The sequence below is a fragment of the Streptomyces sp. NPDC032721 genome (genome assembly GCF_055579625.1).
The window spans coordinates 13,367-29,718 of sequence record NZ_JBVIMX010000025.1; the positions used below are offsets into that span (position 1 = coordinate 13,367).

Consider the following 16,352-nt stretch of genomic DNA (forward strand, 5'->3'; position numbering starts at 1 on the left):
CCGTTCCGCCCCCGGGGGGCGGCCCCGCCGCCCAAGGAGGCTCGGCGCGCGGCCCCGCCGCCCGAGGGGGCGGGGGGGTACAGGCGGCGTCGCCGCACGAGGGGGCAGGGGCGCACAGGCGGCGTCGCCGCACGAGGGGGCTCGGCGGGGTGGCCGCGTAACGGGGCGAGCGGTGGGGGCGGGGCCGGGGGGTGGGGGGTGCGGGGGTTTGGGGTGGTGTGGGAGGGGTGGGGTGGGGCAGTAGGATCCGTCGGCGGTGGGCCCGGATCGTTGGGGTTTGGGGGTAACACGACTGTTCGGTAGGGGAATTGGGGATCGTGGGGCAGATCGTCGTCAAGCGTCCGGCTCGGGATGTGCCGCCTGGTTTTGGTGGGGATGAAGTGGTTCTTCTGCCGCCTCCGGAGTTGCCTCGGGGGCAGCAGGAGGGCGTGCTGATGCAGCTCCTGCCGATGCTCGGGATGGGTGGGTCAGTGGTCTTCCTCTTCATGGGGAAGCACCCGATCATGCTTGTGATGGGCGGGTTGATGGTGGTTTCCACCGCTGCCATGGCCGTCGCGATGTTCGTACGGCACCGGCGGGGTGCGCAGGGGCAGTTGGCCGATCTGCGGCGGGACTATCTGACGCATTTGGCGCAGGTGCGCCGGGGTGTGCTGAGGACCGCGCGGCGGCAGCGGGACGTGCAGTACTACCTGCACCCTTCGCCCGAGCAGTTGTGGGCGCTGGTCGCCGAGGGCAGTCGGGTGTGGGAGCGGCGGCCGGCCGATCCGGACTTCGCCCAGGTACGGGTGGGGCTGGGGAGTCAGGGGCTGGTGACTCCCCTGGTGGCGCCCGAGACCGCGCCGGTGGAGGAGCTGGAGCCGTTGGCGGCGGGGGCGCTGCGCCAGTTCCTGGCTACGCACAGCACCGTTGATGATCTGCCGATCGCTGTTTCGTTGCGGGCGTTCTACCACTTGGTGGTGAGTGGGAGTGGAAGTGGGAGCGGTGGGGTGCGGGATGTGGCTCGGGCTGTGGTGGGGTCCTTGGTCGCGTTGCACTCCCCCGCCGATCTGGTGGTCGCCGTGGCCGCCGGTGAGCGGAGTGCGGCGGAGTGGGAGTGGGTGAAGTGGCTGCCGCATGCGCAGGGGGCGGGTGAGGCGGACGGGGTGGGGAGTCCACGGCTGTTCGCGGGTGGGGTCGTGGAGTTGGAGGGGCTGTTGGGTGGGGTGCTGGCCGACCGTCCCCGGTTTCGGGCGGACGGGCCTGCACTGGCCGATCGGCCGCAGGTGGTGGTGGTGCTCGACGGGGTGAGCGTGCCCGGCGGGTCCGTGCTCGCCTCCGCCGACGGGCTCCAGGGGGTGACCGTGGTGGAGGTCGTGCCGGGTGAGCTGGGCGAGGGTGCGAGGGGCGGGCTCTCCGTCGTCGTACGGGATGAAGTGCTGTTGCTGGAGTCGGGGCACGGGGCGGCCTTCGAGGGGATGCCCGACCGGCTGAGCAGGGAGTGTGCGGAGGGGCTTGCCCGGCAGTTGGCGCCGCTCGGGGTGGCTTCGGGGGCGGATGCCGCCGGGGAACCGCTGCTTTCGGAGCTGGACTTCACGGAGCTGCTGGAGCTGGGGGACGCGGATGCCGTCGAGGTGGGCAGGACCTGGCGGGCGCGGCCCCGGGCGGACCGGTTGCGGGTGCCGATCGGGGTGGGCGAGGACGGTGCACCCGTACTCCTGGACCTGAAGGAGGCGGCGCAGGAGGGAATGGGGCCGCACGGGCTGTGTGTCGGAGCCACCGGGTCGGGGAAGTCGGAGCTGCTGCGGACGCTGGTGCTGGGGCTGGCCGTCACGCACTCGTCGGAGACCTTGAACTTCGTCCTGGCGGACTTCAAGGGCGGGGCGACCTTTGCCGGGATGGCGCAGTTGCCGCATGTGGCGGCGGTCATCACCAATCTGGCGGACGACTTGTCGCTGGTCGACCGGATGGGTGACTCGATCAGGGGTGAGCTGAACCGCCGCCAGGAGTTGCTGCGGGACGCGGGCAACTACGCGAACGTGCACGACTACGAGCGGGCTCGGCTGGCGGGTGCCGTGGGGGCCGGTGGGGTGCCGTTGCGGCCGGTGCCCTCGCTCGTGCTGGTGATCGACGAGTTCAGCGAGCTGCTGACCGCGATGCCGGACTTCATCGAGATGTTCGTGCAGATCGGGCGGATCGGGCGGTCGTTGGGGGTGCATCTGCTGCTCGCCTCACAGCGGTTGGAGGAGGGGCGGCTGCGGGGGCTGGAGACGTATCTGTCGTACCGGGTGGGACTGCGGACCTTCTCGGCGGCGGAGTCGCGGGCCGCGCTCGGGGTTCCGGATGCGTACCAGCTGCCGAACGTGCCGGGGTCCGGCTATCTGAAGTACGGGACGGACGACATGGTGCGCTTCAAGGCGGCGTACGTGTCGGGGCCGTACCGGGGGGCGGAGGTGCGGCGGGAGCCGGTGGGGTCGGTGGGGGTGGGGGGTCGGCGGCCGATGTTGTTCACGGCGGGGCGGGTGCCGGTGCCGGATGTGCCGGATGTGGCGGATTTGGTGGATGTGGTGGATGTGGCGGCGGGGGCTGATGTGGCTCCGGTGCCTGTGCCGGATGTGGTGCCCGGGGCGCGGGTTGCCGAGGACGAGGCGTTGGCCGATTCCGTGCTCGATGTCATCGTGCGGCGGCTGGAGGGGCAGGGGCCGGATGCGCACCGGGTGTGGTTGCCGCCACTGGACAGTCCCCCGGCATTGGACGAGTTGGTCGCGGCGGAGGCGGATGGCGTGGCGGGGGCCGGGCGGCTTTCCGTACCGCTCGGGGTGATCGACAAGCCGTACGAGCAGCGGCGGGACACCCTGTGGCGGGACTTCTCGGGGGCCGCCGGGCACATGCAGATCGTCGGCGGTCCGCAGTCGGGCAAGTCGACGCTGCTGCGGACGCTCGTGGCCGCCTTCGCGCTGACGCATTCGCCGCAGGAGGTGCAGTTCTTCGGGCTGGACTTCGGCGGTGGCGGGCTGTCGGCGCTCGCCGGGCTGCCGCACGTGGGCTCGGTCGCCTCGCGGCTGGATCCCGAGCGGGTGCGTCGTACGGTCGCCGAGGTGTACGGGGTGCTGGCCGGGCGGGAGGAGTACTTCCGGTCGGCGGGCGTCGACTCCGTGGCCACGTACCGGACGATGCGTGCGAGCGCTGCGATCCCGGCGGACGAGCAGCCGTGGGGCGATGTCTTCCTGGTGATCGACGGGTGGGGCGGCTTCCGTACGGAGTACGAGGGGCTGGAGTCCGCCGTCGTCGACATCGCGGCGCGCGGGCTGGGTTACGGCGTCCACGTCGTCCTGACCGCCTCGCGTTCGATGGAGGTGCGTGCACAGCTCAAGGACCTCCTGATGAACCGGCTCGAACTGCGGCTCGGTGACGTCATGGACTCGGAGCTGGACCGGCGGGTGGCCGCGCAGGTGCCCTCCGGGGTGCCGGGGCGCGGTCTGACTCCCGAGAAGCTGCACTTCATGGGGGCGGTGCCGCGCACTGACGGGGTGGGGTCGGGCGACGGTCTCGCAGAGGCGACTGCGGCGCTGGTACGGGAGGTGTCGGCGCGCTGGGAGGGTGTCGCGCGGGCGCCTCAGGTGCGGTTGCTGCCACGGGAGTTGGCGGTACGGGAGCTGCCGGGCGGGGGTTCGCGGCCGGGTGAGGGGGTGGCGTTCGGGCTCGACGAGGACCGGTTGGAGCCGGTGTTCGTGGACTTCGAGCGGGATCCGTTCTTCCTGGTCTTCGGGGAGAGCGAGTCCGGGAAGACGAATCTGCTGCGGTTGCTGATCCGGCAGTTGAGCGAGCGGTACGCGGGCGAGGCGTGCAAGTTCTTCGTGATCGACAACCGGCGGGGGCTGCTGGACGTGACTCCGCCCTCGCACCTCGCGGAGTACGTGCCCATGTCGCACGCCATGGACCACCACGTGGAGGCGCTGGCCGAGCTGATGCGGCGGCGGGTCCCTGCGGCCGATGTGACGGCGCGGGAGTTGCGGGAGCGGAGCTGGTGGCAGGGGCCGACGGTGTTCGTGCTGGTCGACGACTACGACCTGGTGTCGACGTCGAGCGGCAATCCGCTGTCGCCGCTGACGGAGCTGCTGCCGTTCGCGCGGGACGTGGGCGTGCGGTTCGTGCTGGCGCGGAACACGGCGGGCGCGAGCAGGGCGGCGTACGAGCCCTTCGTACAGCGGATGGTGGAGCTGGGGGCGCAGGGGGTGGTGCTGTCCGGTGATCCGAACGAGGGGGATGTGTTCGGTGGGGTGCGGCCTCGGGTGATGCCGGCGGGGCGGGGAGTGCTGGTGTCGCGGAGGCGGGGGAGCTCGTTGGTGCAGACGGGGTGGGTTGGGGAGGGGGACGCGGGTGCGGGTGTGGGTGCGGATGCGGGTGCTGATCGGGTTTGAGCGCGGGTTCGGGAGAAGGCTGAGGGCTGCTGGTGGGTTGGGACGAGTGGGAGAAGTTGAAGGGCGAGGCGGCGGAGAGGCGGGCCGGGGCTGGTGGGGGGATGCAGCTCAATCAGTTGGTGGGGTCGCCGGTGGGGGCTGGGGGCGCGGGTGGTCAGGGGGTGCTGGCCACCAATGACCGGGATCTGTCGGCCGTGGCGAAGGACGCGTTCGTACTGTCCGAGCGGTTGGGGCGGGAGGGGCGTGGGCCGGTCGCCGCGAGTACGAGGGCGGCGGGCGATCTGAAGGGGCAGGGGTTCGAGCTCGGGGGCGGGCTGCAGCGGGTGCAGGAGCGGTGGGGGCAGCAGGTGCGTTCGCTGGTGGAAGCGTGCGCGCTGATTTCACGGCATGTGCAGGTCACCAGGAAGGTGCACCAGGAGGACGAGCATGCCGTGCAGCGGGCGGTGAGCAGGATCAAGCAGTTGGAGACGAGCTTTGACGAGAGGTCGGAGCGGTCGGGTCCGTCAGGGCCAGGGCCAGGGCCGTCAGGGTCCGGGCCGTCAGGGCGGCCGGAGCCGTCGGGAAGTTCTGGGGCGCGCTGATGAAGCTGGAGACCCTGCGCCACGGGAACTTCGCATCGTTGGACGAGGCGGTACGTGACTGGTCCCGGACCGTCGCCCAGTTGAGGACCCTCGCGAAGGAGGCGCGCGACGGCATGTGCGCGAAGGCCGAACGTGCCCGCTGGGGCGGGGAGAACGCGAGGGTCTCGCGGGCGTTCGTCACGAAGACCGCTGGGGAGTTCACGGACGCGGTCGCCCAGGCCACCAGCATCCACAACATCCTGCGGGACACCCGCGGCGAACTGGTCAAGCACCGTGACGAGTTGAACCGGGCCATCGAGCGGGGCCGGGCGAAGCAGTTGATGGTGGTCGGGGTCGCCGGGGGCGGGTTCGTGGTGAGGGCGGACGCACCGTGCAAGGCCGGGGAGACGGGAGAGGCCGCCCGGGCCGCCGAGGCGCAGCGGGCGAAGCAGTCCGCGAAGGACATCGGCGCGCTGCGGGACGAGATCCAGCGGATCCTCAACGCTGCCGCGGAGAGCGACACGACGGCGGACCGGGTGCTGCGGACCCTCGTGGCCCAGGCGGAGCTCGGTTTCGTGTCCGCGTCCTCGTACCGGGACCGCGATACGGCGGCGGAGGCGTTGCGGCAGGCGGATGCGATGGCTGCCGTGATGAAGCGCAAGGGCCTCGACCTCACGCAGGGGGAACTCGACGCGCTCAAGGCCGGGTTGAAGAGGTACGCGTCGGATCCGTTGTTCGCGGAACGGTTCGCGGAGCGGGTGGGGGCGCGGGGGACGTTGGACTTCTGGGCGGACAACGCGAGGTTCCAGAAGGACGCGGAGTTGCAGAAGTACCTGGGGCTGACGCTGGCGGAGGCGACGCGGTCCGACAGTCCGCAGATGCGGGCGTGGGAGCGGAGCATGGTCGATCTGGGGGACGAGTCGATCTCGGCGGGGCGGCGGGAGGCGAAGGGCTTCCAGGTGATGAGCAATCTGATGCGGTGGGGGCAGTTCGACAACGAGTTCCTGAAGAGTTACGGGTCCGAACTGATCCGGGTCGAGAAGGAGTTGAGGGAGAACGGGCGGGCTTCGGCGGAGGACATCTGGGATGACTCGCTGGTGCTGAACCGGAGTACTACGGATGCGGGGCATGACCCTATGACGGGGTTCATGCAGGCGTTGTCGAAGAGTCCGGACGCGGCGACGAGTTTCTTCAACGGGTCTTTCGTGACGGAGAAGGAGGACCACGAGTTCTTCAATGATCCGGAGGACGAGGACAAGGGGAAGAAGGGGCTGAGCAACTTCGACTACTTGTTCAGTGAGCGGGACTGGCCGGTTACGCATCATCCGAATGGGGAGGAGAGTTTCGCGGGGCCGGAGTTCATGGCCAGTGCGTTGGAGGCGGCGGCGACGGGACGTATGGCGGGCGAGCCGCCGGGTCCGGGCTCGGCTCCGCACACTGCGGAACAGGCGAAGGTGATGTCGGCCATTGTGACGGCGGTCGCCGAGAACGAGGAACGGCTCACGCATCGCAAGTATTTGGGCGACAACCTTGGGCGTATCACAGGGGATTACTTTCCGGACATCAACCGGACTTTGGCCGGCGCCGACCACTACGGCAATACGGAAAAGCTGTTTCCGCTTGCCGGTGCACAGGCCGACATGACGCAAGCCAAACTCATGCGATTCCTGGTGGCCATGGGGCAAACTCCCGACGGAAATACCGCGATGCAGTTCGGGCACAGGGCGTACATGGCGAGCCTGATGGACTACCACCTCAACCCGAGCCTTCCCGCTGATCAGCGGTATCCGCACCCCATCGAGGAAACCTTCGGGAGCATCGCTCTCAGAGCGGGTGAGATCGGCGGAGCTTTGGCCATCGGCAACCAAGAGGCCGTACTGACGAAGGCTTCGGAAGACGACAAGGACTTCATCAACGCGGTGAGCCAGGGGAAGAACAGCTGGGCTGGACTGGCTGGAGCAGGAGTGGGTGTCGGCGTCAGCTTCATCGGAACTCCGGCACTTGGTGCGGTCGCGGGTGGAGCGGCAACCACCCTGGGCAACATGGCCATTGAATACGTTGCCCAGCAAGCCGAGGCGGAGAAGGCCAAGGAGGCTTTTGTCGACGCCGGAGAATCTTGGGAAGCGCGGAAGAATTTCAGCACCGAGTTCGGACAGGGAATTTCTGTGGCCGCAGGTAAGGTGCACCATTTTTCCGATCCCGGAATGCTGGCCGATGCAGTTCGCGACGGCACGCACGAAGGCTTCTACGCCGCTTCCACCAACGCTTATCGAATGGCAAGGGATCTGGAAACCAATGTCCAGCGTTGAATCGAAAGAACCTTCATCGGCCTTCGCAGGGTGCGGGAAAGTACGCAGAGCGGCAATCTCCCTGTTGGCCCTCGGCGGGGCCCTCATCGCGTCTTGCAGCCCGCAAGAAGCGAAGTCCTATGCGACACCGAGCACCTTGTGCGGAACGCCAGTACCTGCCGCAGCGGTCGAACCGCTCCTGCCTCCCGGCAACGCCATCTCCCAGGAACTGGAAAAGCAGAAGGGAACCTCGGAGCGGTATTCGTTCTGCCGGGTCCGCGTCGACGGGGTCAAGGTGCTCTCCATGATCAAGGAGTGGTACCCGAGGAAGTTCAACGTGGCGCAGGTGGCCTCGGCTCCGATGGGCGTCCAATTGGGCAAGCATTACTCCGAGGACGACTCGTATACCTACGCAGCGCGGGGAGGCGTCAGCCGCGTCGCATGCCGGCACCCTTCGACACCCTGGAAACGGGAGAAGGGGCAGCTCTTCGTCATCGTTTACTCGAACGATCCCGCACCGCCCGACGAGTCCGCCATGAAGGGCCTCGTCACCGGCTACGCCAAGGCAGTCGCAGGATCGAACGAGTGCAACTGAGGACCTGAGACACCCGGAGCGCCCCCAGCCGATGTGGTTGGGGGCGCTCCGGGTTGGGGCTTGGGGGGGGTGGGTTACATGAAGCCCTGGGCGGCCTTCTTGTCGCCTGCCTGGTAGGTCGGGGCCGCTTCCTGGACCGCGCGGGAGATCTGGAGCAGGGACGTGTGGATGGCCATGGCTTCGTTGTCCCACTGGGCCTGGGCCGTGTTGTAGGCCTCGCGGGCGTCGCCGGCCCAGAGTTCGGAGATGGTGGCGATCTTGGTCTTGATGGCGCGCAGGCTTTCGTCCAGGGCTTCCGCCTGCCGCTTGATCGTGCGGGACGCGTCGTCCAGGGCTGCGTACGTGACCAGCATGGTGCCGTCGTTGTGAGACATGCGAGGGGTCCCGTTCCGGTTGGTTAGTAGCTGCTGAAACTTGAGGTGGGTGTGGTGGCCGGTGGTGCCGACGGGCCCGCGTAGCCGGGGGTCACGTCGATGCCCCTCATGGCTGCCAGCACCTCGTCCTCCGTGTTGCCGGAGATCGTGCGGGCCGCCTCGATCGCCTCCTGGAACTTCAGGAGGAGCTTGCCGATCCGGACCATGTTGTTGTTGATCTGGGCCTGCTTGGTGTTGAACGCGCCCGCGCCGATGCCCTTCCACTGGCCTTCGAGGCTGTCGATCGTGGCGTGCAGGCGGTTGAGCTGGCCCTTGACGCTCTCGAAGCCGCCGGTGAGCTCTACCTGTAGCTGCGCGAGCGCTACTCCGTTGACCTTCTGGACTGCCATGTGCGGTGCCTCCTCAGTGCGGGTGGGTGGTGTGCGTGACGACGGGTGGGGCGGCGGTGGGCTGGGCGGAGGTCCAGGTCTCCTCGTCCTCCGTCAGGGGGGAAGTGGTGGCCCGGGGGTTGTTGCGGGGTGGGCGGGTGGGGGCGCGTTGTGGGGGTGGCGGTGCCATCGGGGGTGCGCCGGGGCGGAGCAGGCCTGCGCCGCCCTGGGTGAAGGTGCCGGGGCGGGAGGTGGCCGAGGCGGGGGTGGAGGTGGGTGTTCCGCCCATCACGCCGTACGGGCTGGTGGGGAGGAGGGGTGGGCGGGGGCTGCCGCTGACCGCCCTCGATCCGGTCGCCATGGCCTGGGGGCTCGGGGTTCCCCGTGTACCGGTCACGGGAGGTGGGGGCGGTGGCAGTGGGATGCCGCCGGAGATGCCCGCCAGTGGGACTCCCGTGAAAGCTGATGGTGGGTGGGGTGTTGTGGGTGGTGGTTGGAGTGGCTGTGGGGGTTGGGGGGTGGGTTGTTGGGGGTGGGGGGCAATGGAGTTGAGCTCCATGTGCGTGGGAGTTGGGTGGGCGTGGGGTGCCGGTGTGGCTGGGGTGGGGGGCTCTTGGGGCGTGGGGCGTAGCGAAGGTGAGGAGGTTGGGTCGGGGGTTTGTTGTGGGGTGTTGGGTGTCGTCGAGTGGCGGAGGGTGGAGGGCTCCCCCTGTGTGGGCTCCCCCGGCGCGGGCGGCCCGGGTACGGGTGACCCGGGTGCAGGTGACCCGGGTGCGTGTGGCCCGGGTTCCGGGGTGGGGCTGCTTCCCGTGCCGGTGCCGTATGCCGGCCTCGGGACCGCTGCCCTCAGGTCCTCTTCGAAGGTGGGCTGCGGTTCGGCCGCCAGCTTGTCGGTGGAGATCCGGTAGTACGAGGCCAGTCGGTTCAGCTGGTTGATGGCCTCCTGGCGGTGCGGCTCCGAGGGCACCGCGCCCGTGGCGGGCGATGCGTCCTTGGGCGGGAGGGAGTTGCGTACCGAGGTGAGGCCCGCGCCGGCCTCCTTCAGTTCCAGGCCCACGCGGTGCGCGTACTCCCCCAGCGCGTCCGCGTGCTCCGCCAGACGTACGCCGAACCTCCGGAACTCCGTGGCCGATTCGCCCTTCCACTCCACCCCGGCCAGGTGACCGCGCAACTCCCTCGCCGCGGCGTGGAAGGCTGCCCGTACGCCCAGCAGCGAGCGGCCCGCGCCCTCCAGGGCCTGCGGGTTTCCGGCTTCGACCAGGTCGATCATGGTGTTGAGGTCGTGCGACTCGAAACGGGAGGTCATCCGCTGGTCCCCCGTTCCGGGGCGGAGTCGCGTTCCTGCTGCATGCGGGTGCGGATGGCCCAGAAGCGGCGGCGCTGGTCCTCCTCCAGGTTGTCGAAGCCGATCTCCGCGCCGTGTACCGCGATGTTCAGGTATTCGATCTGGTCGGAAAGGCCGCGGGAGAGCGTCACCAGGCCGGAGTGGACGCGGCGGTACTGCGCGTGCAGGTCGTCCGCCTCCGGGAAGTGGGTGGCGGGGGCGCCGAAGTGCGCGCGGGCGAGGGTGTGGGTCGCCACCTTCCTCGTACCGGCTTCGCCGTCCTCGAAGTCGGCCAGTATCGCGTGCACCCGGGTGCGGAACCGCTTGAGTGCGCCCACCCCGCGTTCGAGGTCGCTGCCGCCGCTTCCGTCGGGCACGGCATTCCTTTCGTTCAGGGGTCCTGCGAGTAGTGCTGCTGATCAGTTGAGCGTGCCATCGGACTGGGGGGCGGCAACCGGTCAAGTGGCTGGTCAGTGCGGTTCGTTGCCCAGGAATCAGCCTTCGTGGGCCGGGCTTCCGACACCCGTTCGGCGGGTGGTGGCACGTCCGCGTCGCCTCGCGTCGCGCACCGCCACCGCGGCTCCGGTGAGCAGGGCCACCGCCGCGCCGCTGCCGATGAGGACGTACGTGGCGAGGCGCGCGGCGTGTTCCTGCTCGGTCTCGCCCGTGCGTGCGGAGGTGGGGTCCGGGGTCGGGGGCTCGGCGGGCACGGGGAGTTGTCCGGCGGTCGGGGCCGTGTCGTCCGTGAGGGCGCGCAGCGGGTCGGCGACGCCCCAGCCGACGTACGGGTCGCGGCCGGGGGTGGCTCGTTCGGCGGTGCGCTGGAGGTGGCGGACGATCTCCGGGCCCTTCCAGCGGGGGTGCTTCTCCTTGAGGAGCGCGGCGATCCCGGCGACGTACGGCGCGGCGAAACTCGTACCGCTGTCGGTGCAGTGACCGCCGCCGGGGACCGTGGAGACGATGTCGGTGCCGGGAGCCGCGATGTCGACGAAGTGGCCCGGCTGGGAGAAGTAGGCGCGTTCGTTGTTGCGGTCGGAGGCGGCCACGGCCAGGACGCCGTCGTAGGACGCGGGGTAGGTCTCCCTGAGCTTGCCGTCGGCTCCGTTGTTTCCGGCGGAGGCGACGACGATCCGCTTGGCGTTGATGGCGGCTCGAACCTCCCTCTCCAGTGCGGGACTTGGCCTGATCGACTTCGCCGTGTCCTGGGAGATGTTGATGATGTCGGCGTCCATCGCGACCGCGTGCTTGATCGCGGCCGCGAGCTTTTCGGGCGTGCCGTTGCCCTCCGCGTCGTTGTGTTCGATGGGGATGATCGTGGCTGCGGGGGCCAGGCCCACGAAGCCCGTGGAGGGGTGGGGGCGGGCGGCGATGATGCCCGCGACCTTGGTGCCGTGGCCGACGGAGTCGGAGGTTCCGGCGGGGCCGACGGATGGGCCGGTGCCCGGGAGGAAGTTGGCCCCGGCGGATACGTCGACCGCCTCCCTGAGCTGTGGGTGCCTGACGTCCACGCCCGTGTCGATGACCGCCACCCTGACGTCCCTCCCCCTCCCTGGCGCCTGTCGCCAGACCTCGTCGAGCAGTACGCGCTGGAGCGGCCAGGGCCTGCTCGTGTACGGCTCGCCGGTGAAGGTGCACGGGCCCGGGTCGGTGGATTCCGCCGCCTGGTTCCTGGCCTGGGCGGCGGGGGCGCAGAGGGTGGCGAGCGCGATCGTCGCCGTGGCCCGGGCGAGACCGGTGCGGAGACGTCGTTGTCCGCTGCGGTACGGCGATGTCATGCGCGGCGCGCCCCTCACGAGCCCTGCATCTGTACGGCCGCACCCGTCGACAGACGCGGGCCCATCGGCACGAGCGAGGACCAGGCCGAGGGGATCGGGGCGGCCTCGACCTCTTGGTAGCCGAGGAGTTCCCGTGCGGTCTTGAGAGGTTGGCGGGGATCCCCCTTCTCCTTGCCGGGCCCGGTCGGGTACGGCCCCTCGCGGTGGGCCGCGTCGCCCGCCGCCGGGTGGGCGCCGACCTGGAGGGAGTGGCGCAGCCCCGCGTCCGTGACCAGGAAGTACGGCCCGGTGTCCGTCTGCGTACCGGAGATCTGGCGGAAGAACTGGCCGGAGCCGGGAGTGACGTACGCGGAAGTGGTTCCGCTCTGCAACGGGCGGGGGAAGTCCGGCGCGGCCCAGGTGCTCAGTGTCGTGGTGCCGCGAGAGCCGCGCACGGAGCGCAGGACGTTGCACACGGCGCCGCCGTGTCCCTTGCCGGAGTGGGCGGAGTTGCTCGCCAGGGGTTCGGGCGCGTGCTCGGGCCAACGGGGGTACGGCCGGAATTCGGCGCGCGGGTCGAAGACGAGGGCGGCCTCGGCGGGCTTGCCCCCCTTACCCACGGGGGCCAGCTGCTTGCTGTTGAGCAGCAGCCTCGCCATGAAGGGCGACACCCGGGCGACCCGGTCGCGCAGCACGAGGAAGTGCAGGCCGTCCGCCCTGAGCACCGACCCCACCCGGTTCCCGTCCGCCGGCAGGCCGGGTACGCGGCTGAGCCCACCGGGCTTCTCCGGTACGACCGGGCTGACGATCTCGTCCCCCTCGTGCAGCGTCTTCAGCCACTCCCCCGACACCCGCTGCGGCACCCGCCCCACGCCGACCACCTGGGCGAGCAGGACCTGATCGCCCCTGCCGATCGGGTACTTGGTGCCCTTCGCGTCCACCACGTACCGCTGGTGCCCCTCCTCCGCGCTCTCCACGTACAGCAACTGCCCGCCCCGCAGCCGGTACGCGTTGTCGAGCTCGTCCCGTTCCTGTCCCGCGAGCACGAACACGGTTGTCCGGATCGCGCGTCCGCCCACTTCCGCGCGCTCGCAGGCCGCCCAGAGCTTCGGCTTGGCGACCTCCGTCGCGCCGGGCACCCGGTCGGGGGCGTACGGAATGCCGATGGTGGGGCCGCGCCGGAGGTCGCTGCGGTCGAGGACCGTGTCGTCGACCTTGATGATCTGGCTCCGCCGGTCGTCCACGTCGACGAGGAGGCGGGCCGATGCCATGTTGAGGACCGGGTGGAGTTTGTCCACGCCCTTCGTCGTCAGCACCACGTAGCGGGTGGTGGATTGGCTCGCCACGATGACGTTTCCGTACGGCTCCTTCCAGCCGTTCGGTGCTGCGGGCTTGAACATCCCCCACACCCCGAAGCCCGCCAGCACCACCACCCCCACGAGCACCCCCGGCAGTACCGCACGCAGCGGGCGCGGTGCGGCTTCCTCGGAGCCGGTCCGGCTGGGGTGCAGGAACTGTGCGACCAGCCTCCGTTTCGCGTAGGCGTACGCATTGAGTTCGTCTCGTCGTGATGCCATCGGACCCCTTCCGCCCCCTCGCCACCCCCTGTCCACCCGTCACTCCGCGCAGGGAATCCGTCACTCACTGCTCGGATAGGGTGAACGCTCGGTCAACTCCCGCACGACTGCGGTGGTTACGGTCGCGGGAGGCGGGCGACGATGGGGACATGGGTATTCCGGCCCAACAGGACTTTGGTTGCACGGGAGTTGGCGGGCCCGCTGGTGATCGGCGAGCTGGCGGCGGCCGGGGCGGTGGCGGGGGTGGCGTGCGGTGCGCCGTGGGTCGCGGCCGCTGCCGGGGCGGCGGCCGTGGGGCTGTCGTTCGTGGCGTTGGGGCGGCGCGGGGGCCGGGGGCGACTTCGGCTTCGGCGGGCGCTCCGGCGGGATTCCGCTTCTGCCCGGCAAGGGCTCTCCGGGCTCTCCGGGCTCACCCCGTACCCGTACGAGGACCGCATGCGCCGGGTCGTCGGGATGGTGGGCGACGGGACGTTCCTCAGCGCCGTCGTACGGGTCGACCTCGGCGGCGGTACGGGGCTCCAACCGGCGAGCGGCGCAGCGGAGTTGCCCCTGTCGTTGCTGGCCGACGCCCTCGACGTGGACGGGATCGCGCTCGCCTCCGCACAGCTCGTCCAGCAGGTACGGGGCGGCGGCCCAACAGGTGCTCCCGCGGTGCGGCTGACCTGGGTGGTGCTGCGCCTGGAACCCGGGCTCTGCCCCGCTGCGGTGGCCGCGCGCGGGGGCGGGCTCGGTGGGGCGCAGCGGTGTCTGGTCCGGGCGGCCGACCACCTGGCGAGCCGGCTCGTGGGGGCGGGCTCGCGGGCCTCGGTACTGGACCAGGAGGGCCTCGACTCGGCGCTGGCCGCGGCGGGTTGCGACGACCAGCAGTACTCCTCCTACGTGGTGCGCGGCCCGCGCGACCGCGCACCTGCCCTGCCTGCCGCACTGCCGGGACGGACGGCCACGCTCGGCCTCACCGTGCAACGCGGGACGGCGCGGGGTCCGCGGGTGCTGCCGGATGTTCCCGTCGGCGGGGACGGGGTGTTCGTCGGGGCCGACCCGGCGGGGCAGCCGCTGCTGCTCGGGGTGCACCGGCCCGAACCGTACGACGTCCTGCTGATCGGCGGGGTGTGGACGGCACGCCTGCTGGCGCTGCGCGCGGCGGAGGCCGGTGCAGGTGTCCGGGTGGCGGTCGAGACGGCGCGGGCGCAGGCGTGGGCGGAGGTACGCGGGGTGGAGCTGTTCGAGGTGGGGCGGGTGCCGGCGCTCGGGGCCGCGGTGGGGCGGCCGGTGCTGGTGGTGCGGGACTGCGGGATGCGGCCGCCGCGCGGGCGGGTGGCGGCCGCGCCGTGGCAGACGGTGCTCACGCTGCTGCCGTATCTGAGCGCGGTGGCGCCGGGCCTCGTACGGGGCGCGGGGCTCGTCGGCGTACAGCGGGTGTCGCCGGACGAGGCACGGCAGTTGGGGCAGCTGCTGCGGCTGTCGCCGGAGGAGACCGAGGCGCTGCCGGAGCTCGGGGACGGGGTCACGCTGTGGTGCGCGGGCCCGGAGCGGCAGTGGGTGACCACGGCCGCGACCGGGCCCGAGAGCGCGCTGTTCGGGCCCGCGCGGCGGATGGACTGAGCCCCCGCACCGCTCCTAGGACGTCAGCGCCCTGATCGAGTGGTACACGTCGAAGACCGCCAGGCACAGCGGCAGCAGCGTCAGCAGTACGCACGTCTCCGCGATCTCCAGGAAGCGGCCCCAGAACGGGGTGACGCCCTTGCTGGAGACCACCAGGCCCGTCGCCGTGAGTACCGTCGCCACCGCCCCGATCGCCGCCGCCAGCCACACCGTACGGAGGTCGAGCCCGCTGGAGTCGCCCGCGAGCGCCTCCACGAGCAGGGTGCGCGGCGGGTTCAGGCACAGGCCCAGGCCGAGCAGTACCAGCGCGCCGAGTCCTGCCGCCAGGGCGCAGGAGACCTGGGCGGTGTAGCGGAAGAGGTGGGCGCGCATCAGCATGGCGAGCCCGGTGGTGAGGGCGAGGGCCTGGGCCCAGGTGTCGCCGGAGAAGCCGAGTACGGCCGCCGCGCCGGCGGTGGTGAGGGAGAAGCCGCCGACCAGGCCGAGGAGCAGTTCGTGGCCCCGGCGGGCCTGGGCGGTGATGCGGTCGGCGTCGACGGGGCCCTGCGGGGCGGGTTCGGCGCCGGTGCTGTAGTCGCCGACGGTGGTGCGGGGCGGTTCGAAGCCGACCGGGAGGCGGGCGAAGCGGGTGGAGAGGCCGGGCAGGAAGGCCAGTCCGCCGACCGCGAGCGGCGGCAGCATCGCGGCCGCCTCGACGGGCTTCAGGTCGGTGAGGATCGCGACGAAGGTGGCCAGCAGGCCGAGTGCGGAGGCGACGGCGAAGGCGACGAACGGGCCGTCGCCGTACGGGGAGACGATCACCAGGATCACCGCCGAGACCAGCACGGCCGCGCAGGCGAGCAGGAACTGGAGGCGTCCGGTCCCCGTCTGTCCCGCGGCGAACGGCAGCAGTCCGGCTCCGGCGACGGCGGCGTGCACCAGGGCGCCCGTGCCGAGGGCGACGGCCGAGGCCCGGTCGTCGTACACCCGGGCCCGTACGCAGGCGAGGGCGAGCAGCAGGGTGCCGGTGACGGCGGCCAGGATGCCGGGCAGGCCGTGCATGTCGTGGCGGGGGTCGGCGTTCCACAGGACGAACGCGAGGAGGACCAGGAGGACGGCGCCGCCGAGGAGTCCGGCGCCGCGCATCAGGCGGTCGTTCCACAGGGTGCGGTCGGCGGCGACGGCGGTGGCCACGGCGTCGGAGACGTCGTCGAAGACGGCCGGCGGGAGTGACTGCGAGAAGGGGCGCAGCGAGAGGAGTTCGCCGTCCAGTACGCGCTGGGCGGCGAGGGTGCGGGCGCTGTCGAGGACGGTGCCGTCGCGGCGGACCAGGTGGTAGCCGACGGGGGCGCTCGCGGTGGGGCTCTGGCCGGAGAGCCGGAGTATCTCGGGGTGCAGGTCGGCGACGGGGAGGTCGTCGGGGAGGGCCACGTCGACGCGGCCGTCGGGGGCGACGACGGTGACCCGGCAGAAGCCGGTGCCGTTCGCGGCGGTGGTGATCGCGGGGGCCGGACGGCCGTTCGCGGGGCCGGGG

11 protein-coding genes and 1 pseudogene are annotated in these 16,352 nt (G+C 71.0%); 5 read left to right on the forward strand and 7 right to left on the reverse strand.

What is annotated here, in order from left to right; genetic code table 11:
- Positions 1 to 317 precede the first annotated feature (317 nt).
- The 3 genes from eccCa (at position 318) to ACZ5PB_RS37225 (ending at position 7,840) form a co-directional block, all read left to right on the forward strand.
- Positions 318 to 4,397 carry a type VII secretion protein EccCa gene (gene eccCa / locus ACZ5PB_RS37215; RefSeq protein ID WP_468697481.1) on the forward strand — a complete coding sequence of 1,360 codons (4,080 nt, stop codon included), beginning with the start codon at positions 318 to 320 and terminating at the stop codon, positions 4,395 to 4,397.
- Positions 4,398 to 4,977: 580 nt separating this feature from the next.
- On the forward strand, positions 4,978 to 7,266 hold the full coding sequence (locus ACZ5PB_RS37220; RefSeq protein ID WP_468697482.1) for a hypothetical protein: 2,289 nt from the start codon (positions 4,978 to 4,980) through the stop codon (positions 7,264 to 7,266).
- Complete coding sequence (locus ACZ5PB_RS37225; protein ID WP_468697484.1) at positions 7,253 to 7,840, forward strand: hypothetical protein; 588 nt, start codon at positions 7,253 to 7,255, stop codon at positions 7,838 to 7,840. The genes ACZ5PB_RS37220 and ACZ5PB_RS37225 overlap by 14 nt, the downstream gene beginning before the upstream one ends.
- Positions 7,841 to 7,914: 74 nt before the next feature.
- Here the strand turns inward: ACZ5PB_RS37225 and ACZ5PB_RS37230 are convergent, their stop codons facing one another.
- The 6 genes from ACZ5PB_RS37230 to eccB all read right to left on the reverse strand — a co-directional run bounded on the left by ACZ5PB_RS37230 (position 7,915) and on the right by eccB (position 13,237).
- Complete coding sequence (locus ACZ5PB_RS37230) at positions 7,915 to 8,214, reverse strand: WXG100 family type VII secretion target (protein ID WP_468697485.1); 300 nt, start codon at positions 8,212 to 8,214, stop codon at positions 7,915 to 7,917.
- A gap of 23 nt (positions 8,215 to 8,237) precedes the next feature.
- Positions 8,238 to 8,603, reverse strand: a complete 366-nt coding sequence (locus tag ACZ5PB_RS37235) for a WXG100 family type VII secretion target (RefSeq protein ID WP_468697486.1) — start codon at positions 8,601 to 8,603, stop codon at positions 8,238 to 8,240.
- 13 nt (positions 8,604 to 8,616) lie between these two features.
- Entirely contained in the window at positions 8,617 to 9,888 is a 1,272-nt protein-coding gene (locus tag ACZ5PB_RS37240) for a WXG100 family type VII secretion target (RefSeq protein ID WP_468697487.1), read from the reverse strand.
- Positions 9,885 to 10,283 carry a hypothetical protein gene (locus ACZ5PB_RS37245; protein ID WP_468697488.1) on the reverse strand — a complete coding sequence of 133 codons (399 nt, stop codon included), beginning with the start codon at positions 10,281 to 10,283 and terminating at the stop codon, positions 9,885 to 9,887. The genes ACZ5PB_RS37240 and ACZ5PB_RS37245 overlap by 4 nt, the downstream gene beginning before the upstream one ends.
- A gap of 117 nt (positions 10,284 to 10,400) precedes the next feature.
- Positions 10,401 to 11,681 carry a type VII secretion-associated serine protease mycosin gene (gene mycP / locus ACZ5PB_RS37250; protein ID WP_468697489.1) on the reverse strand — a complete coding sequence of 427 codons (1,281 nt, stop codon included), beginning with the start codon at positions 11,679 to 11,681 and terminating at the stop codon, positions 10,401 to 10,403.
- Positions 11,682 to 11,695: 14 nt separating this feature from the next.
- Positions 11,696 to 13,237 (reverse strand): type VII secretion protein EccB, encoded by a 1,542-nt coding sequence (gene eccB / locus ACZ5PB_RS37255; RefSeq protein WP_468697490.1) that lies wholly within the window; start codon positions 13,235 to 13,237, stop codon positions 11,696 to 11,698.
- Positions 13,238 to 13,690: 453 nt separating this feature from the next.
- Between eccB and ACZ5PB_RS37260 the strand changes: the two are divergent.
- Positions 13,691 to 14,041 (forward strand): annotated as a pseudogene (locus tag ACZ5PB_RS37260) (type VII secretion protein EccE); the annotation flags it as partial.
- A 153-nt stretch (positions 14,042 to 14,194) separates the two neighbouring features.
- Positions 14,195 to 14,839 carry a hypothetical protein gene (locus ACZ5PB_RS37265; protein ID WP_468697610.1) on the forward strand — a complete coding sequence of 215 codons (645 nt, stop codon included), beginning with the start codon at positions 14,195 to 14,197 and terminating at the stop codon, positions 14,837 to 14,839.
- A 15-nt stretch (positions 14,840 to 14,854) separates the two neighbouring features.
- Here ACZ5PB_RS37265 and eccD read toward each other — a convergent pair whose 3' ends face one another.
- On the reverse strand, positions 14,855 to 16,318 hold the full coding sequence (gene eccD / locus ACZ5PB_RS37270; RefSeq protein ID WP_468697612.1) for a type VII secretion integral membrane protein EccD: 1,464 nt from the start codon (positions 16,316 to 16,318) through the stop codon (positions 14,855 to 14,857).
- Positions 16,319 to 16,352 lie beyond the last annotated feature (34 nt).